This window comes from Actinomadura alba, from assembly GCF_014323705.1.
Taxonomy (GTDB): Bacteria; Actinomycetota; Actinomycetes; order Streptosporangiales; family Streptosporangiaceae; genus Actinomadura_C; species Actinomadura_C alba.
Genome location: NZ_JABVEC010000014.1, coordinates 94,888 through 120,781 on the forward strand (window position 1 = coordinate 94,888; position 25,894 = coordinate 120,781).

The 25,894-nt window shown below is 70.0% G+C and carries 21 protein-coding genes; 8 read left to right on the forward strand and 13 right to left on the reverse strand.

The features are described 5' to 3' along the window. Positions 1-2 precede the first annotated feature (2 nt). The 7 genes from sufU to HKK74_RS19640 are packed head-to-tail and all read right to left on the reverse strand — an operon-like array spanning position 3 to position 6,340. On the reverse strand, positions 3-467 hold the full coding sequence (sufU, locus tag HKK74_RS19610) for a Fe-S cluster assembly sulfur transfer protein SufU (RefSeq protein WP_187244695.1): 465 nt from the start codon (positions 465-467) through the stop codon (positions 3-5). A gap of 47 nt (positions 468-514) precedes the next feature. After that, positions 515-1,834: a cysteine desulfurase gene (locus HKK74_RS19615; protein WP_187244696.1), complete on the reverse strand. Its 1,320-nt coding sequence runs from the start codon at positions 1,832-1,834 to the stop codon at positions 515-517. Between the two features lie 46 nt (positions 1,835-1,880). Then, positions 1,881-2,648 carry a Fe-S cluster assembly ATPase SufC gene (sufC, locus tag HKK74_RS19620; RefSeq protein WP_187244697.1) on the reverse strand — a complete coding sequence of 256 codons (768 nt, stop codon included), beginning with the start codon at positions 2,646-2,648 and terminating at the stop codon, positions 1,881-1,883. 20 nt (positions 2,649-2,668) lie between these two features. Further along, a complete protein-coding gene (locus tag HKK74_RS19625) occupies positions 2,669-3,010 on the reverse strand; it encodes a non-heme iron oxygenase ferredoxin subunit (protein WP_187244698.1) in 342 nt (113 codons plus the stop codon). Next, a complete protein-coding gene (gene sufD, locus HKK74_RS19630; RefSeq protein ID WP_187244699.1) occupies positions 3,007-4,131 on the reverse strand; it encodes a Fe-S cluster assembly protein SufD in 1,125 nt (374 codons plus the stop codon). The genes HKK74_RS19625 and sufD overlap by 4 nt, the downstream gene beginning before the upstream one ends. Continuing rightward, entirely contained in the window at positions 4,131-5,543 is a 1,413-nt protein-coding gene (gene sufB, locus HKK74_RS19635; protein WP_187244700.1) for a Fe-S cluster assembly protein SufB, read from the reverse strand. The genes sufD and sufB overlap by 1 nt, the downstream gene beginning before the upstream one ends. Beyond that, positions 5,540-6,340 (reverse strand): helix-turn-helix transcriptional regulator, encoded by an 801-nt coding sequence (locus HKK74_RS19640; RefSeq protein ID WP_376771539.1) that lies wholly within the window; start codon positions 6,338-6,340, stop codon positions 5,540-5,542. Before HKK74_RS19640 ends, sufB begins: the two co-directional genes overlap by 4 nt. Before the next feature lie 343 nt (positions 6,341-6,683). Between HKK74_RS19640 and HKK74_RS19645 the strand changes: the two genes are divergently transcribed. The 5 genes from HKK74_RS19645 to HKK74_RS19665 all read left to right on the forward strand — a co-directional run bounded on the left by HKK74_RS19645 (position 6,684) and on the right by HKK74_RS19665 (position 12,440). Beyond that, positions 6,684-7,595 (forward strand): ABC transporter ATP-binding protein, encoded by a 912-nt coding sequence (locus HKK74_RS19645; RefSeq protein ID WP_187244701.1) that lies wholly within the window; start codon positions 6,684-6,686, stop codon positions 7,593-7,595. Next, on the forward strand, positions 7,592-8,353 hold the full coding sequence (locus HKK74_RS19650; protein WP_187244702.1) for an ABC transporter permease: 762 nt from the start codon (positions 7,592-7,594) through the stop codon (positions 8,351-8,353). Before HKK74_RS19645 ends, HKK74_RS19650 begins: the two co-directional genes overlap by 4 nt. 5 nt (positions 8,354-8,358) lie before the next feature. Then, positions 8,359-9,294 (forward strand): EamA family transporter, encoded by a 936-nt coding sequence (locus HKK74_RS19655; protein ID WP_187244703.1) that lies wholly within the window; start codon positions 8,359-8,361, stop codon positions 9,292-9,294. A gap of 130 nt (positions 9,295-9,424) precedes the next feature. After that, positions 9,425-10,258: a proteasome subunit beta gene (prcB, locus tag HKK74_RS19660; RefSeq protein ID WP_187244704.1), complete on the forward strand. Its 834-nt coding sequence runs from the start codon at positions 9,425-9,427 to the stop codon at positions 10,256-10,258. A gap of 265 nt (positions 10,259-10,523) precedes the next feature. Continuing rightward, complete coding sequence (locus tag HKK74_RS19665; protein ID WP_187244705.1) at positions 10,524-12,440, forward strand: HNH endonuclease signature motif containing protein; 1,917 nt, start codon at positions 10,524-10,526, stop codon at positions 12,438-12,440. An 84-nt stretch (positions 12,441-12,524) separates the two neighbouring features. Here HKK74_RS19665 and HKK74_RS19670 read toward each other — a convergent pair whose 3' ends face one another. The 3 genes from HKK74_RS19670 to HKK74_RS19680 all read right to left on the reverse strand — a co-directional run bounded on the left by HKK74_RS19670 (position 12,525) and on the right by HKK74_RS19680 (position 16,384). Beyond that, positions 12,525-13,262 (reverse strand): rhomboid family intramembrane serine protease, encoded by a 738-nt coding sequence (locus HKK74_RS19670; RefSeq protein WP_187244706.1) that lies wholly within the window; start codon positions 13,260-13,262, stop codon positions 12,525-12,527. A 121-nt stretch (positions 13,263-13,383) separates the two neighbouring features. Beyond that, positions 13,384-15,261 (reverse strand): hypothetical protein, encoded by a 1,878-nt coding sequence (locus tag HKK74_RS19675; RefSeq protein ID WP_187244707.1) that lies wholly within the window; start codon positions 15,259-15,261, stop codon positions 13,384-13,386. 76 nt (positions 15,262-15,337) lie between these two features. Beyond that, on the reverse strand, positions 15,338-16,384 hold the full coding sequence (locus HKK74_RS19680; protein ID WP_187244708.1) for a hypothetical protein: 1,047 nt from the start codon (positions 16,382-16,384) through the stop codon (positions 15,338-15,340). A gap of 245 nt (positions 16,385-16,629) precedes the next feature. Here HKK74_RS19680 and polX point away from each other — a divergent pair, with 245 nt between their 5' ends. Then, positions 16,630-18,351, forward strand: coding sequence for a DNA polymerase/3'-5' exonuclease PolX (gene polX / locus HKK74_RS19685; protein ID WP_187244709.1), 1,722 nt, complete (start codon positions 16,630-16,632; stop codon positions 18,349-18,351). A 59-nt stretch (positions 18,352-18,410) separates the two neighbouring features. Here polX and HKK74_RS19690 read toward each other — a convergent pair whose 3' ends face one another. The 3 genes from HKK74_RS19690 to HKK74_RS19700 all read right to left on the reverse strand — a co-directional run bounded on the left by HKK74_RS19690 (position 18,411) and on the right by HKK74_RS19700 (position 22,006). Continuing rightward, on the reverse strand, positions 18,411-19,454 hold the full coding sequence (locus HKK74_RS19690; protein ID WP_312881620.1) for a COX15/CtaA family protein: 1,044 nt from the start codon (positions 19,452-19,454) through the stop codon (positions 18,411-18,413). Between the two features lie 122 nt (positions 19,455-19,576). Next, positions 19,577-20,770, reverse strand: a complete 1,194-nt coding sequence (locus HKK74_RS19695) for a PrsW family intramembrane metalloprotease (protein ID WP_187244711.1) — start codon at positions 20,768-20,770, stop codon at positions 19,577-19,579. Between the two features lie 240 nt (positions 20,771-21,010). Further along, entirely contained in the window at positions 21,011-22,006 is a 996-nt protein-coding gene (locus HKK74_RS19700; RefSeq protein ID WP_312881621.1) for a heme o synthase, read from the reverse strand. Between the two features lie 597 nt (positions 22,007-22,603). Here HKK74_RS19700 and tkt point away from each other — a divergent pair. Further along, positions 22,604-24,646: a transketolase gene (gene tkt / locus HKK74_RS19705; RefSeq protein ID WP_246491774.1), complete on the forward strand. Its 2,043-nt coding sequence runs from the start codon at positions 22,604-22,606 to the stop codon at positions 24,644-24,646. Positions 24,647-24,764: 118 nt separating this feature from the next. After that, entirely contained in the window at positions 24,765-25,874 is a 1,110-nt protein-coding gene (gene tal / locus HKK74_RS19710) for a transaldolase (protein WP_187244712.1), read from the forward strand. Positions 25,875-25,894 lie beyond the last annotated feature (20 nt).

Below are 25,894 nucleotides of genomic sequence, written 5' to 3' on the forward strand. Positions count from 1 at the left end.
GGTCACGGGTTCAGAGCTCGGGCGGTCGCGTCCTTCCACGCCATCCAGGCGAGAAGGGCGCACTTAATGCGGGCCGGGTACTTCGACACACCGGCGAAGGCGACGGCGTCCTCGAGGACGTCTTCGTTGAGCGAACCCTCCTCCGGCGACGCGGCGCCGCGCGACTGCATGAGGGCGAGGAACTCGTCACCGACGGTCATGGCGTCCTTGACCGTCTTGCCGATGATCAGATCACTCATCACCGAGGCGCTGGCCTGGCTGATGGAACAGCCCATCGCGTCGTAGGACACGTCGGCCACCCGCGCCTCACCGTTGGCGCCCTCCAGGTGCACCCGAAGCGTCACCTCGTCGCCACACGTCGGGTTGACATGGTGCACCTCGGCGTCGTAGGGCTCCCGCAGACCCTTGTGATGCGGGTTGCGGTAGTGATCCAGGATGATCTCCTGGTACATCGACTCGAGCTGCATGAGGTCCTTCCTCGCGTACCGGACGCCTTGTGTAACTGTGAGCCCGCTCAGGCTGTTCCGAAGAACTTCTGTGCCTGCCGTACCCCGTCGGCGAGCGCGTCCACGTCGGCGAGGTCGTTGTAGACGTAGAAGGAGGCCCTGGTGGTGGCCGGGATGCCGAAGCGGCGGACGATCGGCCACGCGCAGTGGTGGCCGACGCGGACCGCGACACCGAGCTCGTCGAGCACCTGGCCGACGTCGTGCGGGTGAATGTCCTCGACGACGAACGAGACGGTGCCGCCCCGCGCCTCAGTGGTCGCCGGCCCGATGATCTGCACGCCCTCGATCTCGCCGAGCCGCTCCAGCGCGTAGGCGGTGAGCGCCTCCTCGTGCGCGTGGACCCGGTCCATGCCGATCTCGGACAGGTAGTCGCACGCGCGGCCGAGCCCCACCGCCTGCGCGGCCATCGGCACGCCGGCCTCGAACCGCTGGGGCGGCGGCATGAAGGTCGATCCCTCCATCCGCACCACCTCGATCATCGATCCGCCGGTGATGAACGGCGGCATCGCGGCGAGTAGCTCGCGGCGTCCCCAGAGCACGCCGATGCCGGATGGGCCCAGCATCTTGTGCCCGGAGAAGGCGATGAAGTCCACGCCGAGCTCCTCGACGTCGACCGGCTGGTGCGGCACCGACTGCGCCGCGTCGAGCAGGACGAGGGCGCCGACCTCGCGGGCCCGCCGGACGACCTCGGCCACCGGCGGCACCGTGCCCAGCACGTTCGACTGGTGCGTCAACGCGACGATCTTCGTACGCTCGTTGAGCAGGGTGTCGATCTCGGACAGGTCGAGCCGGCCCTCGTCGGTGATCCCGAACCAGCGGAGCGTCGCCCCCGTACGCGCGCACAGCTGCTGCCAGGGCACCAAATTGGCGTGGTGCTCCATCTCGGTGACGAGCACCTCGTCGCCCGGTCCCACGGCGAACCGCGCCGCCTCGGGACCCGAGGTGGCGGCGTTGCTCATCGCATAGGCGACGAGGTTGATCGCCTCGGTGGCGTTCTTGGTGAATACGACCTCGCCCGGCACCCCGCCGATGAACCGCGCGATGATGGCGCGCGCGCCCTCGTAGGCGTCGGTGGCCTCTTCGGCGAGCAGGTGCGCGCCACGGTGCACGGCCGCGTTGTGCCGCTCGTAGAACTCCCGTTCCGCGTCGAGCACCTGCCGGGGCTTCTGCGACGTCGCCCCGGAGTCGAGGTAGACCAGGGGGCGTCCGCCGCGGACCGTGCGCGACAGGATCGGGAAGTCCCGCCTCAGCCGCTCGGTGTCGAGCAGTGCCGAGAACGGCCTCTCCGCGCTCGCGCCGATCCCCGGACTGACCTCCGCGGTGCTCATGGTCGGACTCCCCTCTCCATCGGTGCCGTCACCGTCGTGCCCACCGTCATGCTGACGCGCCGGCCTTCACGAACTTCTCGTATCCCTCGGCCTCGAGCAGCTCGGCCAGCTCGGGGCCGCCCTCCTCGACGATCCTGCCGCCGGCGAAGACGTGCACGAAGTCCGGCTTCACGTACCGCAGGATCCGGGTGTAGTGCGTGATGAGCAGTACGCCGGTCTCGCCGCCGCCGCGGAACCGGTTGACACCCTCGGACACGACCTTGAGCGCGTCGATGTCCAGGCCGGAGTCGGTCTCATCGAGCACGGCGACCTTGGGCTTGAGCAGCTCCATCTGGAGGATCTCGTGGCGCTTCTTCTCGCCACCGGAGAAGCCCTCGTTGAGGTTGCGCTGTGCGAACGCCGGGTCGATCTGCAGGTTCTCCATGGCGTCGCGCATCTCCTTGGCGAACTCGCGCAGCTTGGGCGCCTCACCCCGGACGGCGGTGATGGCGGTGCGCAGGAAGTTGGAGACGGAGACGCCGGGGACCTCGACGGGGTACTGCATGGCGAGGAACACTCCGGCCCTGCTGCGCTCGTCGACGGTCATGTCGAGGACGTCCTCGCCGTCGAGCGTCACGGTTCCGGAGGTCACGGCGTATTTGGGGTGTCCCGCGATGGCGTAGGCGAGGGTGGACTTGCCGGAGCCGTTCGGCCCCATGATCGCGTGAGTCTCACCCGCCTTGACGGTCAGGTTGACGCCCCGGAGGATCTCCTTGGGCTCGGGCGAGCCGTCATCGACGGAGACGTGCAGATCGCGAATCTCAAGCGTGGCCATGGCTATGTCTGGGCTCTCTATCAGTCGTCGGCGCCGAGCGAGACGAAGACGTCACCGTCCTCGACCTTCACTCGGTAAGTGGGAACCGGCTGCGTGGCCGGCGGGTTCGTGGACTTGCCGGTCCGCAGGTCGAAGCAGGAACCGTGCAACCAGCATTCGATGGTGTGGTCGAAGACCTCACCCTCCGAGAGCGCGACCTCGGCGTGCGAGCACACGTCGCGGAGCGCGAAGACCTCCGGGCTGTCGTCGGGGCCGACCCGGATGATCGCCACGGGGGTGTCGTCGATCTCCACCCCCAGGGCGCCCTCGGCCGGCACGTCGTCGAGTGCGCAGACCTTGACGAAATTCGCCGAATCGCTCATCGGTCCAGCTCCACTTCGATCGCCGCTTCGACGCGCTCACGTATCTCGGGCACCGCGATGCGCTCGACCAGTTCGCCGAGGTAGCCGCGGACCACCATGCGCCGTGCGGTGTCGTAGGGGATGCCCCGCGCCTGCAGGTAGAACAGGTGCTGGTCGTCGAGGCGCCCGCTCGCGCTGGCGTGCCCCGCGCCCTCGACCTCTCCGGTGAGGATCTCGAGGTTCGGCACCGAGTCGACCCGGGTCCCGTCCGTGAGGACGAGGTTGCGGTTCAGCTCGTAGGTATCGGTGCCCTCGGCCTCGGCCCGGATGATCACATCGCCGATCCAGACGGCGTGCGCCTCGTCGCCCTGCAGCGCTCCGCGGTAGTCGACCCGGCTGCGGCAGTTCGGCACCGTGTGGTCGACGAGCAGGCGGTGCTCCAGGTGCTGGCCGGGGTCGACGAAGTACACCCCGTACATCGTGGCGTCACCGCCCGCGGCGTCGTAGGCCACCGTGGGCGAGATGCGCACGAGGTCGCCGCCAAGGCTGATCACGAAGCCGGTGAAGCGGGCGTCCTTGGCCAGCCGCGCGTGCTGGTGCGACACGTGCACGGTGTCGTCGGCCCAGTCCTGCAGGCTGATCACCGAGAGCGAGGCGCCCTCGCCGACGACGAACTCCACGTTGTCGGCGTAGGTGGCCGAGCCCTCGTGGTGGAGCACGACCGTGGCCTCCGCGAGCGGCTCGACGACGACGACCGTGTGGCCGTACGCCGCCCCCTCGGCGCCGAGGCCCTTGACCTCGACGGAGATGTGCCGGCTCGGCACGGCCTCCTTGGGCACCGTGATCACCACGGCCTCCTGGAAGGAGCCGTACGCCTGCGCGCTCACCCGGTCGGCCGGCACGTAGACGCCACCGACCCGCGGGTCGTCGCGGCCGACGCGCTCGACCGAGACGCCCTCGGGCGCCTCGACCCGCGTGTCGACCTTCCCGTCGGCCGCCGCGGGACCCTTGTGCAAGCCGCGCAGGCGGCGCAGCGGGGTGAACCGCCACTCCTCCTCGCGCCCGCTCGGCACCGCGAAATCGGCGACCTCATAGGAAGCCTTCTCATGAAGTGTCGAGAGAGGCTTGGTGTCGAGGCCCATCAGCCGACGGCTCCTTCCATCTGCAGCTCGATGAGCCGGTTCAGCTCGAGGGCGTACTCCATCGGCAGCTCGCGCGCGATCGGCTCAACGAACCCGCGCACGATCATGGCCATCGCCTCGTCCTCGGTGAGGCCGCGGCTCATCAGGTAGAACAGCTGGCTCTCGGACACCTTGGAGACGGTCGCCTCGTGGCCCATCTCGACGTCGTCCTCACGCACGTCGACGTACGGGTAGGTGTCGGACCGGCTGATCTGGTCGACCAGCAGTGCGTCGCACTTGACCGTGGACTTGGAGTGCTCGGCGCCCTCCTGGATCTGCACGAGACCCCGGTAGGAGGTACGACCGCCGCCGCGTGCCACCGACTTGGAGATGATGGTGCTGGAGGTGTTGGGCGCCGCGTGGACCATCTTGGCCCCGGCGTCCTGGTGCTGCCCCTCACCGGCGAAGGCGATCGACAGCGTCTCTCCCTTGGCGTGCTCGCCCAGCAGGTAGACGGCGGGGTACTTCATCGTGACCTTGGACCCGATGTTGCCGTCGACCCACTCCATGGTGGCGCCCTCGTACGCGACGGCGCGCTTGGTGACCAGGTTGTAGACGTTGTTCGACCAGTTCTGGATGGTCGTGTAGCGGCAGCGGGCGTCCTTCTTCACGATGATCTCGACGACCGCCGAGTGCAGGGAGTCCGACTTGTAGATCGGCGCCGTACAACCCTCGACGTAGTGGACGTAGGCGCCCTCGTCGACGATGATCAGCGTCCGCTCGAACTGGCCCATGTTCTCGGTGTTGATCCGGAAGTAGGCCTGCAGCGGGATCTCGACGCGCACGCCCGGCGGAACGTAGATGAACGAGCCGCCCGACCAGACCGCCGAGTTCAGCGAGGCGAACTTGTTGTCGCCGACCGGGATCACCGAGCCGAAGTACTCCTGGAACAGCTCCGGGTGCTCCCTGAGGCCGGTGTCGGTGTCGAGGAAGATGACGCCCTTCTCCTCAAGGTCCTCACGGATCTTGTGGTAGACCACCTCGGACTCGTACTGGGCCGCCACCCCGGCGACGAGGCGCTGCTTCTCGGCCTCGGGGATGCCCAGCTTGTCGTAGGTGTTCTTGATGTCCTCGGGCAGGTCCTCCCAGGACTCGGCCTGCTTCTCGGTCGAGCGGACGAAGTACTTGATGTTGTCGAAGTCGATGCCCGAGAGGTCCGAGCCCCACGAGGGCATGGGCTTCTTGTCGAAGAGCCGCAGCCCCTTGAGGCGCAGGTCGAGCATCCAGTCCGGCTCGCCCTTCTTGGCCGAGATGTCACGGACCACCTCCGGGTTCAGGCCGCGGCGCGCTGAGGCACCGGCCGTGTCGGAGTCGGCCCAGCCGAACTTGTAATTGCCAAGCCCTTCCAGCTCGGGGTGGGCTGCCGTAGTCATAGGGACGTCCTCCCGGACTCCTCGTTATCGGTCGTCTGATCGTCTATCTGATCGTCCGTCGCGTCCTGGGTCAGGGCGCGCGGGCCGGCATGGGGGCTGACGTGGGTGGTGCAGACGCCGTCGCCGTGCGCGATCGTGGCGAGCCGTTGCACCGGCGTGCCCAGCAGCCGGCCGAACGCCTCGGTCTCGGCCTCGCACAGCTGCGGGAACTCGGCCGCGACGTGCGCGACCGGGCAGTGGTGCTGGCAGAGCTGCTCTCCGCCACCGGCCTGGGGGGCCTTGCTGGCGGAGGCGGCGTAGCCGTCGCCCGACAGCGCATCGGCGAGCGCCCGTACCCGCTCGTACGGCGGGGCCGCGCGCACCACGGGCCGAAGTCGCTGCTCGAGCTCGGCGAGCTGCCGGCGGGCGAACTGCGCCACGGCCTGCTCCCCCGCCGTCTCGGAGAGGAACCGGAGAGCGCTCGTCGCCAGGTCATCGTACGCGTGGACGAACGCGCTGCGCCCCGCGTCGGTGATCGCGAAAAGCTTCGCCGGACGGCCCCGGCCGCGCTGAGCCTGAGGCCGCGCCCGCCGGATCTCGATCATGCCCTCGGCCAGCAGGGCGTCGAGGTGGCGGCGGATCGCCGCCGGGGTGAGCCCCACCAGCTGCCCGATACCGGACGCCGTGATCGGCCCACGTTCGAGAACCAGCCGCGCCACACGCGCGCGGGTGTCCCGCTCGCTGTGGCTGACGGCAGGCGACCGCCCGCCCGCTGACCGCGGGCTCGGCTGCGTCGTCGGCTGGCTCACGTTTTTCACAACATCAGTGTGGCCTAATTACTTCCCCGGGCACAAACGAATCCCGGTGTCGTACCTCACCCAGGTAAGACTTACCTAAGCCGCCGCAACATCATTTCGCGGCTCGACGCGCAAGTGCCGTGACAATCGCGACGGATGTTTCCCTTGTGACGCGGTGCCACAGAGTGGCGGCGCGGCGAACTAAAGGCTATATGTCGTATTCACTGGTCCACTTCACTGGTCCACGCCTCCGGCCGGTGGCCGAGGAATCCGGCTTCCGCCCCATGGGCAGGTCGGCCCCGTGGCGACGATCGGTCGCACCTAGACTCTGGGGCATGAGTCCCCCCGCCCCGCGAGCCGAGTCGTGACCGCGGTCCACTTGGCGGCGTTGGTGAAGCGCTACGGCGCGACCACCGCGCTGAACGGGCTCTCACTCACCGCGCGGCGCAGCGAGGTGACCGCGATACTCGGCCCGAACGGCGCGGGCAAGACCACCGCGGTGGAGATCTGCGCCGGATTCCGCCGGGCCGACGGCGGCACGGTTCGGGTGCTCGACCTCGATCCGGTGGCCGACGCCCGTGCGCTCAAGCCGCGTGTGGGCGTCATGCCGCAATCCGGCGGTGTGCCGGTCTCCGCCCGGGCCGGGGAGTTCCTGCGGCTGATCGCGTCCTTCTACGCCCATCCGGTCTCCCCGGCCGCGCTCCTGGAGCGTCTCGGGCTGGCCGATCACGCGCGCACCTCCTACCGCCGGCTGTCCGGCGGGCAGCAGCAGCGGCTGTCGCTGGCCGCCGCCATCGTCGGCCGACCCGAACTGGTCTTCCTCGACGAGCCGACGGCCGGCCTGGACCCGCAGGCTCGTCACGCGACGTGGGAACTGATCGAAGAGCTGCGAGAGGCGGGCGTCGCCGTGGTGCTCACGACGCATCACATGGACGAGGCCGAGCGCCTCGCCGACCGGGTCTTCATCGTCGACCATGGCCGCGTGGTGGCGCACGGCTCCCCCGGCGAGCTGACCGGAGCCGAACGGCAACTGCGCTTCCGGGCCCGTGCCGGCCTCGGCCTGGACGAGCTGCTCGCCGCGCTGCCCGCGGGAAGTGCCGCCAAAGAGTCCCCCGCCGGGCACTATCTGATCGAGGGCGAAGTGCGGCCCGAGCTCCTTGCCACCGTCACCACCTGGTGCGCCTCGCACGGGGTGCTGGCCGAGGACCTTCGGATCGAGCGCCGCACCCTCGAGGACGTCTTCCTGGAACTGACCGGACGAGAGCTGCGCGGATGAGCACTTTCATGCCCGCGCCCGGCGCCGCGCCGACGGGCCGCCTGATCGCCGCGCAGACCACGTACGAGATCCGTACGTTGCTGCGCAACGGAGAACAGCTGCTGCTGACCATGATCATCCCGGTCGTGCTGCTGGTCCTGTTCGGCGCGACCGACCTTCTGGACCTCGGCCCCGGGCAGCGGGTGGACTTCCTCGCGCCGGGCGTCCTGGCTCTGGCCGTGATGTCGACGGCGTTCACGGGGCAGGCGATCGGCACGGGCTTCGAACGCCGCTACGGAGTGCTGAAGCGGCTCGGCGCGACCCCGCTGTCGCGGTCCGGGTTGATCACGGCCAAAACGCTCACCGTGATCGCCGTCGAGCTCCTACAGGCCGCCCTCATCACGGCCGTCGCGCTCTCACTCGGCTGGCACCCGCACGGCGATCCGCTCACGGCGCTGCTGCTGGTGCTGGTGGGCACCGCCGCGTTCAGCGGGTTCGGGCTGCTCATGGCCGGCACGCTGCGGGCCGAGGCCACCCTCGCGGCGGCCAACCTCGTGTACGTGCTGTTGCTCGTGCTGGGCGGAGTGCTCTTCCCGCTGGACGAGTTCCCCTCGGGCGTACGGACCGCGCTGGAACTGCTGCCGATCTCGGCGCTCGCCGAGGGGCTCCGCCAGGTGCTCCAGCACGGCGCCGGGCTGCCCGCCCGTGAACTGCTGATCCTCACCGCTTGGGCCGTGACCGGCCTGCTGCTCGCCTCCCGATTCTTCCGCTGGGAGTAGAAATCATGGCTCTCGCCGACACGCCCGACTCGTACGGGCGGCGCGGATGGTTCGCGCGCCGGGCACCGCTCTTCACGCTCGGCGCGGTGCCGCCGCCGGCACTGATCCTGCTGGGCATCGTCTCAGTACAGGTCGGCGCGGGGCTGGCCAAGAACCTGTTCGACCGGCTGCCGCCGAACGGCGTCGTGCTCCTGCGGCTCCTCACCTCCGCGATCGTGCTCGGCTTCCTGGCCCGCCGCGTGCTCCGCACGGTGCTGCGCGACCACTCGCGGGGCGATCTCGCGGTGGTCGCCGGATTCGGGCTGACCCTCGCCCTGATGAACTTCTCCATCTACCAGGCGATGGCCCGCATCCCGCTCGGGGTAGCGGTGACGATCGAGTTCCTCGGTCCCCTGGCCGTCGCCATCGTGGCGTCGCGGCGCCGGGTCGACCTGGTGTGGGCCGCGCTCGCCCTGCTCGGCGTACTGCTGCTCGCCCGCGCGGGCGGCGACGTCACGTACATCGGGATCGGCTTCGCCCTCCTGGCCGGTCTGTGCTGGGCGGGTTACATCATGTTCAGCGTCGCGACCGGGCAGCGCTTCGCCGGATCGACCGGGCTGGCCATCGCGAGCATCATCGGTACCGCCGCGATGCTCCCCGCGGGGGTCGCCTCCGGCGGGACGGCACTGCTCACCCCGGAGCTCCTGCTGATCGGGGTCGGGGTGGGCCTGCTCTCGTCCGTGATCCCCTACTCGCTCGAGCTGGAGGCGCTCCGCCGCGTGCCCGCCCGGGTCTTCGGGATCCTGATGAGCCTGGAGCCGGCTGTGGCGGCGCTGGTCGGCCTCGTCATCCTGGGCGAGGTGCTGTCCGCGCGCGAGTGGGCGGCGATCGGCTGCGTGATCATCGCCTGTGTCGGATCGACCCGAGGCGAGAAGGACCGGCCGACGGCTCCGGAGGGCTGACGCCTCCGCGCTCGCGCGGAACCCCGGTGGCGGCGGTGATCCCGGCCATGCGAGGATCATTTCGACCACGCGGTGACGGCCGCGATCCGTGCGCTCTGCGGGGGGTGAGCGGACCACAGAAGGAGTACGTGTGCCCGCTTCCCAGCGACGTGACCTTCCCGCGGCCCGCTTCCTCGGTTTCGACTCGTCTTCCTTCACGGACTTCCTGCGCTTCAGGGCACCCGAACTGCTGCCCGTGAACCGCCTCCCGGCCACCGAGCTCCGCCTGCCGCACGGCACCACCGTGCTGGCGCTCACCTTCGACGGCGGCGTCATGATGGCCGGTGACCGGCGCGCCACCATGGGCAACCAGATCTCCAAGCGCGACCTGGAGAAGGTCCAACCCGCCGACGAGCACTCGGTCGTGGCCTTCGCCGGCACCGTGGGATTCGCGATCGAGATGGTCCGGCTGTTCCAGGTCGAGCTCGAGCACTACGAGAAGACCCAGACCACGCTGCTGTCCATGGCGGGCAAGGCGCGTCGGCTCGGCGCTCTCGTACAGGCCAATCTCGGGCCGGCGATGCAGGGACTGGCCGTGGTCCCCCTGCTGGCGGGATACGACCTCGACGCGGGCACCGGCCGGATCTTCTCCTACGACATCACCGGGGCACCGAGCGAGGAGACCGGCTTCTGCGCCGAGGGGTCCGGTTCGGTCTTCGCGCGGGGCGCCCTGAAGAAGCTCCATCGTCCCGACCTCACCGAGCGGGACGCCGCCACCGTGTGCGTGGAGGCGCTCTACGACGCCGCCGACGACGACTCGGCGACCGGTGGCCCGGATCTGATCCGCGACATCCACCCGGTGATCATGTCCGTCACCGAGGCCGGGCACCGCCGCCTTCCGGGCGACGAGGTCGGCGCCATCTCCCGCGCGGTCATCGAGGGCCGCCACGAGCGCCCGAACGGCCCGGTCGCACCGCTGCGCTGACCCACCGGCGGTTCATGACCCCACCGCTTCGCCGCCGCTGAGGGCCCCGCCCGAAGCTGACCGGAGTTGCCCTGTCACCTGCTTTCGGGCGCGGCGATGCGCGAGTGCCGACCCCATCGATGCCCGCTCCGGAAGGCCTCGCCCGGAACCTCGGCCGGATCTCCCACATCCCTTGTCATTCGAACGTCAGTTCGATAAATTATGACTGTTCGAAGTCATCAGCTCACTCAGAGCACGTAAGGCCCTCGCCCCCAAGGAGCCCTCCGTGGTGCCTGGTCCGTTCGCCGTGGCCCCGCCGTCCTGCGCGGCGGAGGCGTTGGCGATGGTCGAGGCGGCGTACGACTTCCTGAACAGCGACGATCTGCCCTCTCTGCCGGTGACGGCGCAGGCCGAATGCCTGCGGATGTGGTCCCGTGCCGACGCCAAGGGCGCCGCAGCCCGCGCGAGTCTGCTCGGGGCGTTCAACGCCTGCGACGGCCCGCGCGCCGATGGCCAGCGATCAACCGGCGCGTGGCTGACCAGGTTCACCCGTGCCACGCCCGCCGCCGCGCGCCGGCAGGCGAGCGCGACGCGGCGGCTGCGCAGCCGTCCTCATGTCCACGCGGCGCTCATCGATGGGGCGATCTCGGTCTCGTACGGCGAGTGGATCGGCGACGCGGTCGCCGCCTTCTACCCCGAGGACCAGGATGCCGTCGAGCAGATCCTGGTGGAGGCCGCCGTCTCGGGCGCTTCGGTGGAAGACCTGGCCAACATCGCGACGGTCGCACTGCGCAAGCTGCGCCCCGGCGGCACCGAGCGGGACGAGGCCCAGCGGTTCACCGATCGGGGCCTGACGCTGTCGAAGACCCTCGGTGGGGTGGGCAGGCTCAACGCGGACCTCACCGCCGAGGCCACCTCCCTGACCGAGACGGTCATCGAGGCGCTGGCGGTGAAGAAGGGCCCCGAGGACACCCGGACGAAACGGCAGCGCCGCCACGACGCGTTAGCCGAAGCGATGCGCCGCCTCGTCGACTCGGACCTGATGCCGGAACGGGGTGGGGCCAAGCCGCACCTGAGGCTCGACATGGACCTTGCCACCTTGCGCAGCCTGCCGGGGGCCGAGCACCTCGAAGACGAATGGGTCGAGCAGCAGGTCACCGCATTGGCGCGCAGACGCCTGCGGGGCCGGCAGACCGTCCGCGAGCTCCTGATCGACCAACCGGAGCAGGAGTTGCCACCGGGTCTGGCCCCGCCCGATGACCAGGCGTGCGCCCCTGGGTCGCCCGGTGCGACGAGCTCGGCCCAAGGAGCCTTCCTGGCCGGTGTCGGGCCGATCAGCGACAGGCTGGCCGCGGCACTCAGCTGCGACTCCATCATCACGCCCACCGTGCTCGGCGCCGTCGACCACGACGCGCTCAATGCGATGACGGCGGAATGGCTGGCCGCCATGGGTCTGCTGAACTGCGATCCCCTCGATGCCCTCAAGGCCCCCGACGACCGCGACGGCATCGGTCGCGACGGCACAGGTCGTCGCGACGGCACGGGTCATGACGGCCGCAACACTCAAGGCGAGGGCATCGCTCATTCCGACAGCGGTCCTCGTGCTGACCGTCGGCATGGCGGCGGCATCGCTGACGGACATCCCGGCTCGCCATGTGGTCGTCCTCCTGATGAGGACCTCGGAGTCCATGGCGACGGTGACCACGGGATCCGCGGCGTTCATGGCGATGGTGACCACGGTACCCCTGCCGAGACCCTGGTCCGATTGCGGCGGAGCATGCTCCGGTGGGCGATCCGGGTGCTCTCGGGCCCGAACGGCCTTGCCTCGTACCTGCGTACCGGGCTGCTCGAGGCTCCGCTGAGCGGTCCCGCCATCGTGCTCGACGCGGGCACCGACGGCAGGACCGTTCCCGCACCCCTGGAACGCCTGGTGCGCCGCAGAGACCGGCGCTGCCGGTTCCCCGGCTGCGATCACCCCGCTGAGTTGTCCCAGGTGCACCACATCGTGCCCAGGTCACGGGGCGGACCCACCGAGCTGTGGAACCTGCTCACGCTGTGCGCGATGCACCATCTCATCGCCGTGCACACGTGGGGCTGGGAGGTGCGGCTCGACCCGGGCGGCACCACCTGCGCCACAGGACCTGACGGACGCGTCCTCTACGAACACGACCGGCCTGGAGAACCACCCCTCCACGCCGCCTGATCGGTGTCCTGACGGATCGGTGTCCTGACCGATCGGGACGGCAAAGCCGGGACGGCGACCGGTGCCGTCGCTGCGATCAGGCGGTCAATGACCGAAATCGTCCAGTTCCTTGAGCAGTGCGGCGGTGGAGCCGGACGGTGTTTCCGGGAGGGCCCGGGTCGCCTTGTCGGATCGGCGGCCCCCCTTGCCCTCTCGGAAGACCCAGCCACCGACGACACCGCCGATGAAGCCGAAGAGGTGGGCCTGCCAGCCGATCCCCTCCTTCGGCACGATCACCGAGAACTGGTACGCGAACGACAGCGCCATGACCAGGCCGATGACGATGTCGATCCGGTGCCGGTCGAAGAAACCGCGCACGATGACGTAGCCGAAGTAGCCGAAGACCACACCGCTGGCCCCGGCACCGACCGTGTTGGGGCCCGAGACGATCCAGGCGCCCAGGCCGGCGAAGGCGACGATGAGAGCGGTCACGGCGAGGAACTTCCGGACCCCGCGGTAGGCCGCGAGGAAGCCGAAGACGAACAGCGGCCCGGAGTTGCCCTCAATGTGCGACCAGCTGAAGTGCAGGAACGGGGCACTGACGATGTCCGGCAGCGAGGCGACGTCGCGGCTCCTGATGCCGAACTCGAGGCTGAGGCGGTAACCGACCGCCCAGTTGACGAGCTGCACGCCCCAGATGACGGCGAGGAAGCCGACCATCACCCAGAGCGCCTTTCGCGCCTCGGCGATCATCGCATCGGCGTCGCGCGCCACGGCATCGCCGTCGCCACGGCCCGCGGCGCCCTCCGGCCCGTCCGATCCCTTTCGTGCGAACGAACGCATGTGCCCTCCTCGTGCCCTGTCCCGCGGTCAGATCCTACGAATGCGCGGACCCCGAGCCCGGGCGGCGGGAATCCGCCGTCACACCAGGCTACGGAGCGGACGCCACGGTCGGACGACGGGCTCACGTGGATCGCGGGATCGCCATGCCGATGCGCAGGTGGGTGGGGCAGAGCGATGCTCCGGGGGTCAGCCGCGTGATCGTCACCGTCTGGCCGGGATCGGCCACCGGAAAGTAGATCGCGTGCAGTCCCTGGTCGAGGTTGAGGGTGACGGGAGGACCCGAGCCGAACCTCACCTCGGCCTGATCTCCCGACATCGCCACATAGTCGAACCGGGCCACGTATTCACCTGCGGGCACCGGCCGGGAGATCGTCGCGGTCACAGTGGCACCGGTCATCTTCCAGCAGCCGGTGCCGCGATGGCCGACTGGGGCGGCGACCGCGAGGTCCGCGACGTCCATCGGCACCAGTCTCCCCTGATCATCGAAGGTCAAGGGCTCTGCGGCCGGCTGCGGATCGCGCATCGTCCAGCGGATGTGCTCGCTCGCCAGCGGGGCCAGCAGCCGAGAGGACTTGGCGTACTCCCCCGTCCACCCCGACTGCACCCACTCCGGAACATGCCGTTCGTAGATCTGGGCCGTCGCGGGCACCTGCTCCAGTGACCTCCGAGCGTTCTCGATGTAGGCGCGGACCCGATCCGCGTCCACGGCCCGGGTGTAGCCCTGCCCCGACCACACCGCGTGCATCGCGAACGCCGCGAGGCACATACCGGCGATCAACGGGGTGCCCTGCCACGATGCGGGCAGCGCGCGGCGATACGGATCTTTCTCCCCCACCAGCGGCAGGAAGGCGAGCCCCAGGCAGATCGCCAGGAGCGGCGCGGCCTCGGCGACGTAGCGCGACTCGAGGCCGAGAAGGTCCGCATAGCTCTCGTTCACCCGGCCGAGCGCGACCGGTACGACGTCGGTCACGACGACGTAGCCGATCAGGATCGCCCATGCGCGAATCGCGCGGCGGCGCAGCCACACGCTCAGCCCGACGATCGCCGCAATGAGGATCCAGGAACTGATCACGAGAAAGCGCGAAGGAGCGGCCAGCGCGTAGTCGAAGGTCCCGACGGACATCCAGGTCTGCGGACCGCCGACGGCGGTGACCGGCAACGTCTGACCGAGCAGCCGGCCGGCGAACGTACCGATGGCCTCGGCGGACGCCGCCTGCGGCTCCACCGTCGTCGTGTGCATCCGCGCCAGGTAGATCCCCGCGTAGACGAGCAGGGCGCTCCCGTACAGCAGCCATGCGCCGGCGTACCGGCGCAGCCCGGCCCACCACGGCGCCCCGGCCAGGTGTGCGCATGTCAGCGCGAAGAGCAGCAAGGGGATGGTGCCGGCCTTGAGGTAGAACGCCAACCCGAAGACCGTCCAGCCGATCGCGTAGACCGCGTGCCTGAATCCGTCTCCCCGGACGTACCGGATGTGGGCGTGCAGCGCCATCGGGAGGGCGATCTGCAGGGGCAGGGCGTTCAGCGCCGCCGCCCACCACACCGTGATGCCGAGCGTCATCGGCGTCAGGGCGTACACGAGCATCGGGGCGAGGATCGCGGGCCGGGTACCGAACATCCGCCGGAGCAGGCGCAGCAGGGCGAGGGATGCGGCCACCTGCATGAGGAGCGTCGTGGCGGAGGTCAGCCCCCAGCCGTAGGCGTCGACCCTGACCAGCAACCAGACCAGACCGAAGCCGCCCGGCATGAACTGCCCCGCGTGCATCCGCAGGAGGTAGTCCCAGACGCCGGTGTGCTCGACGGCGCGGGCGACGTACTCGAAGTCGTCCTGCCGGAAGTAGCCATGGCGCAGATGGTTCGCCTTCAGCACCACCTGAACGACGATGAGCAGCAGGGCGCAGACGATCACCCAGCGCGCGGACAGCGACGCCAGTGGCCCTGCGGGCGGTTTCCCGTCGTCGGTGCCGCCGGGGCGGTCCTGGGCTTCCACCGGCGGCTTCAATGACGTTCCTCACGGTCGGCCGGGCGTGGGCCGGAGCGGTACGGCGACCGATCAGAGGTCGCGACGCGGGGCGTCGTCACGTGTGGGTGACCGCCTGACAGTCATCCGCCGCCTCTTGCTGCCGCGTCAGATCGTAGGGATCCACGGGCGCACCGCTCGGCTCCGGACCGCCCTGCGAACCGTCGTCATACATGGGACGGAGAAAACCGTCCTCGCTGTCACAACGGACCGGGGCGGCACTCGTGCCCGACGAGGACAGCCAGAGCCTGACCGCGGCACCCTCCCGGTAGACGAGGATTTCGCTGGTACGGCGGACCACCACACGAATGAGAGTGCCGGGTTTCCCGGGCCGGTGCACCGGATAGACGAAGTTGTGATCCAGCTTCACCATCACGCCGCGTGTCCCGTTCTCACTCGCCTTCCGCACCTTCGTCGTCCCGTGCACCTTGACGACGTCGCCGGTGCGCTCGGCAGTCTTGGGAGCGAAGCTGGTGAGCCAGAACCTGGAGTTCTCGTCCGGGTCCCGGCTGTTCAGTTTCGCGAGCATGTCCTTCCGCTGCTCGGGAACCAGGAGCCGGGCCAGTGCGTCGGGCCGCCCCTTGTACACGGTGTCCGGATCGAGGTTGGCGGCCACCACCATCTTCTTCACGTGGAGGTAGGCGAGAGCCATGTCGTCGGCGGACAGCCCGTTCATCGCCTTGGCCCGGGGAAATTCGATCCCCGCTTCTCCGACGGCGTAGTCCTCTGCGGGCGAACCCCCGAAGGGGTCGTCCGCGCTGATCTGCGGGATCCCGGCGCCGACGGCCGGAGCGGCCCTCTGCCATGGCGCGTCACCACGCGCGTCCCACACCGCCGCAGTGATCACTGCCACGCTCAGGGCACCGGTGAGCGCGCTCACCATCGTCTTGGACCGGCCCTTGACGTGGTGATGCGGGTCGCGCCACTGCTCGACCATCGCACGCCGCCGGCGTTTCTCGGCCCGGCGCTCCGACCTGCGATCACGTGCCCGCCTCAGCGGCCCGGGCTTTCGCGACCGCTCACGAGCCGACGGCTCGATGAATGCCGCACCCTTGACGAAATCCTCACCGAAGCCGTCAGCCGGCTCCGAGGGCTCCACAGCCATCAGCTATCCAGTTCTCAATCTTCAGAGTCTTGTGACCTCAGGAACGGCCCGCATCGGACACGCGGGCAGCGGGTGCTCCGGCCTGGCCACAGCTTGGGCGAGATGCGAGATTTACCCCGTACGTCGGATTGACCAGGCGAAGAGTAGTTCGAAGATCAGCGCCGTCGCAAGGGGCGGATCGGGCCCGATCCGGACGTCGGAGGAGGTGATCTTCGCTGTCGGAGGTGAACCCTAGACTCGGTGGCATGGGACGCGCGAACGACGAAGTGGCGGATCTTCTGCAGGAGCTGGCGGACCTTCTATCGATCACCGGCGGTGAGGGCTACAAGGTCCGGGCGTACGAGAAGGCCGTGCGGGCCGTCAGCGGCCATCCCGAGGACGTGTCCACCCTCGACCTCAAGGGCCTGAAGCAGATCCCGAACGTCGGTGAGGCGATCGCCAAGAAGATCCTGGACTACCAGCAGACCGGCACCATCAGGCAGGTCGAGGCCCTGCGCGCCCAGATCCCCGCCGGGGTACGAGCGCTCACCGCGATCCCGACGCTCGGCCCGAAGAAGGCCATGGTGCTGTACGAGAGCCTGCAGGTGACCTCGGTCGCCGAGCTGGCCACGGCCATCGACGAGGGCCGGGTACGCGATCTCAAGGGCTTCGGTGAGAAGACCGAGGAGAACATCCTGCACGGGATCGCCCTGCTGGAGCAGTCCGGCGGCCGGGTGCTCGTCGACCTGGCGACCGAGCTCGCCGAGGAGGTCGTCTCAGCCCTTGGGGACGTCGCCGGCTGCGTGCGGTGCGCCCACGCCGGATCACTGCGCCGGATGCGGGAGACGATCGGCGACATCGACGTGCTGGCCGCCTCGGACGATCCGGCTCCGCTGATGGAGACCTTCGTCTCGCTCCCCATCGTCTCCGAGGTGATCGCCCGTGGCGACAAGAAGACCTCGGTCCGCACCATCAAGGGGCTTCAGGTCGACCTGCGCGTGGTGCCCCTGGCCTCGTGGGGCGCGGCCCTGCAGTACTTCACCGGCTCCAAGCAGCACAACGTGCACATCCGAGAGATCGCCGTCCGGGCCGGGCTGAAGCTCTCGGAGTACGGGCTGTTCGAGGCCGAGTCGGGCGACCTGATCGTTTCGTCCACTGAGGAGGACGTGTACGAGCGGCTCGGCCTGCCGTGGATCCCGCCGACCCTCCGCGAGGACGGCGGTGAGATCGAGGCGGCCCTGGCCGGCGAGCTGCCGCGCCTGGTCCAGGCCGATGACCTCCGTGGCGACCTGCACAGCCACACCGACCTCACCGACGGCCTCGCGACGCTCGAGGAGATGGTGGCCACGGCCGCCGAGCGCGGGCTCGAGTACTACGCGATCACCGATCACGCGCCGAACCTCTACATGCAGCGCATGACCGACGAGAAGATGCTCGCGCAGCGCGACGCCGTACGCGCGCTTCAGGAGCGTTACCCGGACATGGTCCTGCTGCACGGCACCGAGCTCAACATCGACCCGGACGGCGGCGTCGACTGGCCCGCGGAGTTCCTGGAGGGCTTCGACGTGTGTGTCGCCTCGGTGCACTCGCACTTCACCCAGGACAGCGCGGAGATGACCCGCCGCTTCGTCACCGCCTGCGAGAACCCGTACGTCAACGTCATCGGCCATCCGACCGCCCGGCTGATCGGGCGGCGGCCGCCGGTCGAGGCCGACTGGGACGAGGTGTTCAGAGCCTGTGCCCGTACGGGGACGGCGCTCGAGATCGACTGCTTTCCCGATCGCCTCGATCTGCCGGCCGAGCTGATCCGGCGGGCGAAACGGCACGGCGTGCGGTTCGCCATCGACAGTGACGCGCACGCCGTGGTGCACCATCGCAACATCCGGTACGGCATGGGGATCGCCCAGCGCGGCTGGCTCACGCCCGACGACGTGATCAACACCTGGCCGCTCGAGCGCCTCCGGGAGTTCCTGCGCAAGGGCCGCTGACCGCCGTCAGCGCAGCGGGCCGACGCGAGATCGCCGCTCGGCGGGGAAGCCGGTTCTGCTCAGGCCGGGACGGTGGTGCCCGAGCGGTCCGCCACGCCCGGGTCCGGGGGTTCCGGTGGCCCGGTGTCCCGGACCCGCCGGCCGCCCGCGTCGCCGGCGGGCCGGTCGGCGCGAGGGCCGCGATCGCGGAGGGCGAAGATCACCTGGAGGGTGGCGATCCACATCAGCGCCGAGCCGAGCATGTGCAGGCCCACCAGCACGGCGGGCACCCCCATGAGGTACTGCACGTAGCCGATGACGCCCTGTGCCAGCTCGACCGCGAACAGCACTGCGGCCCGCCGCTGGATCGCGCCCGGGGCGGCCGCCCGGCGCAGCCCGATCATCAGGGCGATGGTCAGCGCGACGGTGGCCCACGCCAGCGCACCGTGCGCCCGGGCGACCTGCTCGATCTCGAACCCGAACCGGGGGGCCTCGTCGTCACCCGCGTGCGGCCCGGACCCGGTGACGATCGTTCCCGCCGCCAGCAGCGCGACCACGACGACTCCCAGCGTGAACGCCAGCCGCCGCAGCCCGGGGCGAACGAGCGGCCGAGGCGTCTCGTCGCCCTCTCCCGCCCGGGTGTGCAGCGCCACGGCGGCCAGCACCAGTGCCGCCGACAGCATGTAGTGCGCCGCGACCGTGGCCGGGTGCAGGCCGGTGAGCACGGTGATCCCGCCCAGACCGGCCTGCGAAACGACCCCGAGCGGCTGGAGCGCGGCGAGCGGCAGGAGAGCGGGGCGTCGAGAGCGCAGCCGGTACGCGGCGACGAACACGGCCACGGCCACGGCCAGCACGAGGAAGGTGAGCGTGCGGTTGCCGAACTCGATCGCCATGTTCACCGGTGAATGGTGCGGCGTCGAGGTCGGCACGAGGCTGTCTCCCGTGCACTTGGGCCAGGTGGGGCAGCCCAGGCCCGACGCGGTCAGCCGGACCACTCCCCCGCTGACGATGATGCCGGCGTTCGTGATCACCCCGAGCAGGGCGAGCAGCCGCATCGAGGCGGGGGTCGGATGCCAGACGGCGTCCCGGAGTTTGATGAGGAGGTTCTCGGACTGCGCTGCCACGGTGAACATCGTATGAGCACCCGCGGGCCCTTCCACTCCGCCCCCTGCCCGGCGCCCCGCTCGGCGGCCCTCAGCCGCCCCTCGGCCGCCCGCCGGTATCCCGCCGGTATCCCCGCGAAAGGTCAGATGCGCGGGGGGTGGAACCCTGAGGGCTCATGTCCCGCCCAGGGTGGAACGGCGGGCCGGACCGGCGTGCGCAGGAAGGCCTGCCGGGCCAGCGCCATGAGACTGATCAACGCCTCGTGCCGCTGCTCGTACTTGGCCGGGTCGATCGTGCCGCGCTCGGCCCGCCGGTGCAGGAGTACGAGTTCGGTCGCGGCGAGCTGGTAGTCGGCCATCGCTCTGGTGGCGGGGCGGCCGCCGACGGAGCGGGCCCACTGGCGGGCCGCGCGCCGGGCCGGGATCCGGGCCAGCATCCACACGTCCTGCGAGGTGACGAGCCCGGTGTCGTAGTACGCGGGGAGATAGCGGTTGATCAGCTGGACCGTGCGCCGCCGCTCGACCAGCACCACGACGGCCAGTGCGACCAGGATGCAGAAGCCCAGCAGGTAGACGATGGCCAGCCCGCTCAGCCCGAGGACCGTCGAGGCGTTCCACAGTCCGTGCAGGGTCATGGCGGCGAGCAGCCCGGCGACCGGGGCGATGATCCGGCCCCCACCCCGGTGGGTGGCCGCATAGGCCACTCCGAGGCCCGTCATCGAGGTGAAGAGAGGGTGGCCGAGCGGGGAGAAGATCCCCCGAAGGATGAAGACGCCCTGCAACTGCGCGGCCCCGCCCTCCTCGTAGGCCCGCATGTAGTAGGTGAGGTTCTCCATCATGGCGAAGCCGATGGCGACCAGCGCCGCGTAGACGATGCCGTCGACGAAGCCGTCGATCTCGTCGCGGCGGAACCACAGCAGACCGAAGAGCACCGCGCCCTTGAGCGATTCCTCGATCACCGGAGCACCCAGCGCGGCGCTGACGAAATGTCCCTTGGTCTCACCGAAGATCGGCACAGTGACATAGATCATTCCGAGCGTGTTGAGCACGAGCGCGCCGAGAACGGCAACGCCGGCTCCCCACAGGAAGGCGAGCGCGAGGTCGCGCGGCGGCTCGGGTTCCAGCCGGTCCAGCCAAAGGATCAGTGAGACCAGGAGGGGCACCGGAAGGATGGCGAGCAGCAGGCCGAGCTCGAAGCCGGGGCCACCGAACACCGCGGTGAGGCCCAGCACCAGGAGCGCGCACAGGGACGAGATGATCAGACCCAGAATGAGGCCGATAGGAGGCCTGCCGGGGATTCGCCCCTCGAGGACGGCTTTGGGATCAACACTCGCCATATGCCGAGCGTAGTCCAGCTTGATCTCAGATGCCTGAGCGGCGCGATCCGGGGCCACTGTCGGCACGGCCGGGAGCGGCCTGTCGGCACGGCCGGGAGCGGCCGGTCGGCACGGCCGGGAGCGGCCGGTCGGCCCTGACGGGAGCGGCCGGTCGGCCCTGACGGGAGGCCCTGGTCGGCGCGGCGATGACAGGCCGGTCGGCGCGGCGGGAGGGCGCCGGCGGCACGCCGGCCGGAGGTTCTAGCGCAGCCAGCCGGCGACGAACGGATCGACCGCGACGGCCGAGAACAGCAGCGCCATGTAGACGTTGGAGAGATGGAAGAAACGCATGGGGCGCAGCGCCACACCGGTGGCACCCGCCCTGGCCCGGTTCAGCAGGCGGTGCACTTCGGCCAGGATCACCCCGCCGAGCACGACGGCGACCGCCCCGTAGAAGACGCTCATGCCCGCCACCGGCCACAGGGCCAGCGAGCAGAGGACGGTCGCCCAGGTGTAGGCGAGGCTCTCCATGATCACTCGGCGCTCGCCGGCGACGACCGGCAGCATCGGCACCCCCGCCGCCGCGTAGTCCTCGCGGTAGCGCATGGCGAGTGTCCAGGTGTGCGGCGGGGTCCACAGGAACACGACGCCGAACAGCAGGAACGGGGTGAGCGCGAGCGATCCCGTGACCGCCACCCAGCCGATGAGGACCGGCATGCATCCCGCGATCCCGCCCCAGACGACGTTCTGGGACGTGCGCCGCTTGAGCAGCAGGGAGTAGACGAAGACGTAGTAGAGGATGGCGGTCGCCGACAGGGCGGCGGCGAGCGCATTGACCATCACCACGAAGCCGGCGGTCGACAGCACCGCCAGGGTGACGCCGAAGACCAGCGCCGCGGCCGGGCTCACCTCGGCGCGGGCCAGCGGCCTGCGCCGGGTACGGCGCATCTTCGCGTCGATGTCCCGGTCGATGTAGCAGTTGATCGCGTTGGCGGCGCCCGCCGAGAGCGTGCCGAAGAGAAGCGTGGCGAGCGCTGTGCCGACGGGCGGCAGGCCCTTGGCGGCCAGGAACATCACCGGTAGCGTCGTGATCAGCAGCAGCTCGATGACGCGTGGCTTGGTGAGCGCCACGTAGGCCCGCAGCGACGCGCCGAACCGCCGGCCGCGTGCCGCCGGTTCGATCACCGCCCCGGCCGGAGCCGCCGGCGGCATCTCTTGGGCATGCTCGATCCCGAGCTTGTTGCTGAGCACCGTCACAATGGGTCCAGGTCCACCTACGCGCCATGCGATGCCCCGCCACACGCTGGGCCATGCGCTCTGTCGATTGTGCCGCAGCCGTTCCCGTCGACCGCGCACTCACTGTAGTGCCGACCTGCCAGAGGTCGCGCAGGGGGTCGCCGGACTCGCCGATCCGCAGGCCATCGGGTGGCGGCGAGCCCCCCTCGCACCTCCTGTCCGGGTGGTTAGTCACGGGGGCGATCGGGCAAGGGTCGGATTGCAACGTTTGCGGGGCGGTACCGCGGTCCGACCGCCGGGTCGGCGACTTGGATAGGCTCGGTCGCGGAGGCGATCGCCGTCGACAGGGCCGTCGACTACCGCCCGGCCATCGCTCTCGGCCGGTCACGGCGGCCGGCGAAGCAACATCCCGGCGGCCCCGATCTTTTAAATGAACAGCGAGCCTATGCCTCACGATGGGTGCATGTCGCTCGAGAGGAGCCTGAACGTTCGGTGAGTAAGGACAGCAGCACCAAGGACACCGGCCCCAAGGACCGCACTGACGACCGTGCCGAGAACGGCGCGATCGAGTGGTCCGACCTGGACCGGCGCGCAGTGGACGTGGTCCGCGCGCTCGCCATGGACGCGGTGGAGGAGGCCGGCTCGGGCCACCCCGGCACGGCGATGAGCCTCGCGCCCGCCGCCCACCTGCTCTTCCAGCGCTTCCTGCGGCACGACCCGACCGATCCCAACTGGCCGGGCCGGGACCGGTTCGTGCTCTCCATGGGGCACTCGAGCCTGACCCTCTACATCCAGCTCTACCTGTCGGGTCACCCCCTCACGCTCGACGACCTGAAGGCCCTGCGCAAATGGGGCAGCCTCACGCCGGGACACCCCGAGCACGGGCACACCCTCGGCGTGGAGACCACCACCGGCCCGCTCGGGCAGGGGGTCGGCAACGCGGTCGGCATGGCGATGGCCGCCCGCCGCGAGCGGGGGCTGTTCGACCCGGACGCCGAGCCCGCGAAGAGCACCTTCGATCACCACATCTGGGTGTTCGCCTCGGACGGGGACATGGAGGAGGGCGTCAGCCACGAGGCGGCCGCGCTGGCGGCACACCAGCGGCTCGGCAACCTGATCATGCTGTGGGACGACAACCACATCTCCATCGAGGACGACACCAACATCGCGTTCTCCGAGGACGTGGCCAAGCGCTACGAGGCCTACGGATGGCACGTCCAGACGGTCGACTGGACCGAGGGCGGCGACTACCACGAGAACGTGCAGGCCCTCGCCGAGGCCTACGCCGCCGCGCGGGCCGAGACCGAACGGCCCTCGTTCATCGTGCTGCGGACCATCATCGGGTGGCCCGCGCCGAACAAGCGGAACACCGGAAAGGCCCACGGCTCGGCGCTCGGCGCGGACGAGGTCGCGGCCACCAAGGAGATCCTCGGCCTCGACCCCGGCAAGACGTTCGACGTCCCCGAGGATGTGCTCGCCCACACCCATGGGGCGGTCGAACGCGGCCAGGCGCTGCACGCGGAGTGGAACAAGCTGTACGAGGCGTGGCGCGCGAGCAATCCCGAGCGCGCAGCGGAGTACGACCGCATCGCGGCGCGGCGGCTGCCCGACGGCTGGTACAAGAAGCTGCCGGAGTTCGAGGCGGGCAAGGATCTCGCCACCCGCGCGGCCTCGGGCGAGGTGCTCACCGCGATCGCCCCGGTGCTCCCGGAGCTGTGGGGCGGGTCCGCCGACCTGGCGGAGAGCAACAACACCACGATGAAGGGCGAGCCCTCCTTCATCCCCGACGAGCTCCAGACCAAGGCCTTCCCCGGCAACCCCTATGGCCGCACCCTGCACTTCGGCGTGCGCGAGCACGGCATGGGCGCGGTCCTGAACGGCATCGCGGTGCACGACGGCCTCCGCCCGTACGGCGGTACGTTCCTGGTCTTCAGCGACTACATGCGCCCGGCCGTGCGGCTCGCGGCCCTGATGGGCCTGCCGGTCACCTATGTCTGGACGCACGACTCGATCGGGCTCGGCGAGGACGGCCCCACCCACCAGCCGGTGGAGCACCTGTGGGCGCTCCGCGCGATCCCCGGCCTCGACGTCGTACGGCCGGCCGACGCCAACGAGACGGCGGTCGCCTGGCGGACCATCCTCGAGCACACCGACCGGCCCGCGGGCCTCTGCCTGACCAGGCAGAAGGTGCCGACCTTCGACCGGTCACAGGTGGCCTCGGCGGCGGGCGTCGCCAAGGGCGGCTATGTCCTGGCGGACGCCGGCAGCGGGACGCCCGACATCATCCTCATCGCCACGGGCAGCGAGGTGCAGCTCGCGCTGGCCGCCCGCGAGACCCTCGAGGCCGAGGGCACCCCCACCCGGGTCGTGTCGATGCCGTGCGTCGAGTGGTTCCAGGCCCAGGACGACGCCTACCGGCAGTCGGTGCTGCCGCCGTCCGTACGGGCGCGGGTATCGGTCGAGGCCGGGGTGGCGCTCGGCTGGCGCGAGTTCGTCGGCGACGCAGGTGAGTCGATCTCGCTGGAGCACTTCGGCGCCTCGGCCGACTACAAGACGCTGTTCGACCAGTTCGGCATCACTCCCGAGCGGATCGTCACGGCCGCCAGGGCGAGCCTCGTCAAGGCGGGGGCGGCCGGAAAGGGTCACACGACCGGGACCTGATCCGGAAGAGAGCGCAGAGAGCGATGGGAGTTGAGTCGGCAGTGCGCGCTCCGGCTCGACCACCGCGGGTCTCTCCAGGTGGGAGGAGCGCGCACACACCGAGGAGCGAGGCGAGGAAATGAGCAACGAGAACCTACGGCGGCTCGTCGAAGAGGGCGTGTCCATCTGGCTCGACGACATCAGCCGGGAGCGACTCCGGACGGGCAACCTGGAGCAGCTGATCAAGGAGAAGGACGTCGTCGGGGTGACGTCGAACCCGACGATCTTCGCGAAGGCGCTGAGCAAGGGCGCGGCCTACGACGACCAGGTCCGTGACCTCGCGGTACGCGGCGTGAGCGTCGAGGAGGCCGTGCGCGCGATCACCACCTACGACATCCGGTGGGCGTGCGACGTCCTGCGGCCCGTCTACGAGCGCACTGACGGCCTCGACGGCCGGGTGTCGATCGAGGTCGACCCCCGGCTGGCCCGCGACACCGAGAAGACGATCGCCGAGGCGCGCGCGCTGTGGTGGATGGTCGACCGGCCGAACCTGTTCATCAAGATCCCGGCCACGCTCGAGGGACTTCCGGCGATCACGCAGGCGCTGTCCGAGGGGATCTCCGTCAACGTCACGCTGATCTTCTCGCTGGAGCGGTACGGGCAGGTCATCGACGCCTTCTACGAGGGTCTCGAGAAGGCCAGGGAGGCCGGCCGCGACCTGTCGAAGATCGCTTCCGTGGCGTCGTTCTTCGTCAGCCGGGTCGACACCGAGATCGACAAGCGGCTCGACAAGATCGGTTCCGCGGAGGCGAAGGCGCTGAAGGGCAAGGCCGGCGTGGCCAACGCCCGGCTCGCCTACGCGCTGTTCGAGGAGAAGACCGGGACCGACCGGTGGAAGGCGCTCCAGGCGGCGGGGGCGCGCCCACAGCGGCCGCTGTGGGCGTCGACCGGCGTGAAGGACCCGTCCCTGCCCGACACGATGTACGTCGTGGAGCTCGTCGCCCCGGGCGTGGTCAACACGATGCCCGAGGCCACGCTCAACGCCGTCGCCGACCACGGCGAGGTCCGCGGCGACACGATCAGGCCCTACTACGACGAGGCCCGCCAGACCATGGCGGCACTCAAGGAGCTCTCGATCGACTACGACGACGTGGTGCGGGTGCTCGAGGACGAGGGCGTCGAGAAGTTCGAGACGTCCTGGAACGAACTCCTCGGCACCGTCCAGAAGGAGCTGGAGGACAAGGCGTGACACAGGGCCGCCCGGCCGGG

Excerpts from the sequence above, each read along its gene's own strand:
- sufU (WP_187244695.1), bottom strand. The coding sequence starts at position 467 with ATGCAGCTCGAGTCGATGTACCAGGAGATCATCCTGGATCACTACCGC.
- HKK74_RS19615 (WP_187244696.1), bottom strand. The coding sequence starts at position 1,834 with ATGAGCACCGCGGAGGTCAGTCCGGGGATCGGCGCGAGCGCGGAGAGG.
- sufC (WP_187244697.1), bottom strand. The coding sequence starts at position 2,648 with ATGGCCACGCTTGAGATTCGCGATCTGCACGTCTCCGTCGATGACGGC.
- HKK74_RS19625 (WP_187244698.1), bottom strand. The coding sequence starts at position 3,010 with ATGAGCGATTCGGCGAATTTCGTCAAGGTCTGCGCACTCGACGACGTG.
- sufD (WP_187244699.1), bottom strand. The coding sequence starts at position 4,131 with ATGGGCCTCGACACCAAGCCTCTCTCGACACTTCATGAGAAGGCTTCC.
- sufB (WP_187244700.1), bottom strand. The coding sequence starts at position 5,543 with ATGACTACGGCAGCCCACCCCGAGCTGGAAGGGCTTGGCAATTACAAG.
- HKK74_RS19650 (WP_187244702.1), top strand. The coding sequence starts at position 7,592 with ATGAGCACTTTCATGCCCGCGCCCGGCGCCGCGCCGACGGGCCGCCTG.
- HKK74_RS19655 (WP_187244703.1), top strand. The coding sequence starts at position 8,359 with ATGGCTCTCGCCGACACGCCCGACTCGTACGGGCGGCGCGGATGGTTC.
- HKK74_RS19670 (WP_187244706.1), bottom strand. The coding sequence starts at position 13,262 with ATGCGTTCGTTCGCACGAAAGGGATCGGACGGGCCGGAGGGCGCCGCG.
- HKK74_RS19680 (WP_187244708.1), bottom strand. The coding sequence starts at position 16,384 with ATGGCTGTGGAGCCCTCGGAGCCGGCTGACGGCTTCGGTGAGGATTTC.
- polX (WP_187244709.1), top strand. The coding sequence starts at position 16,630 with ATGGGACGCGCGAACGACGAAGTGGCGGATCTTCTGCAGGAGCTGGCG.
- HKK74_RS19695 (WP_187244711.1), bottom strand. The coding sequence starts at position 20,770 with ATGGCGAGTGTTGATCCCAAAGCCGTCCTCGAGGGGCGAATCCCCGGC.
- tkt (WP_246491774.1), top strand. The coding sequence starts at position 22,604 with ATGGACGCGGTGGAGGAGGCCGGCTCGGGCCACCCCGGCACGGCGATG.
- tal (WP_187244712.1), top strand. The coding sequence starts at position 24,765 with ATGAGCAACGAGAACCTACGGCGGCTCGTCGAAGAGGGCGTGTCCATC.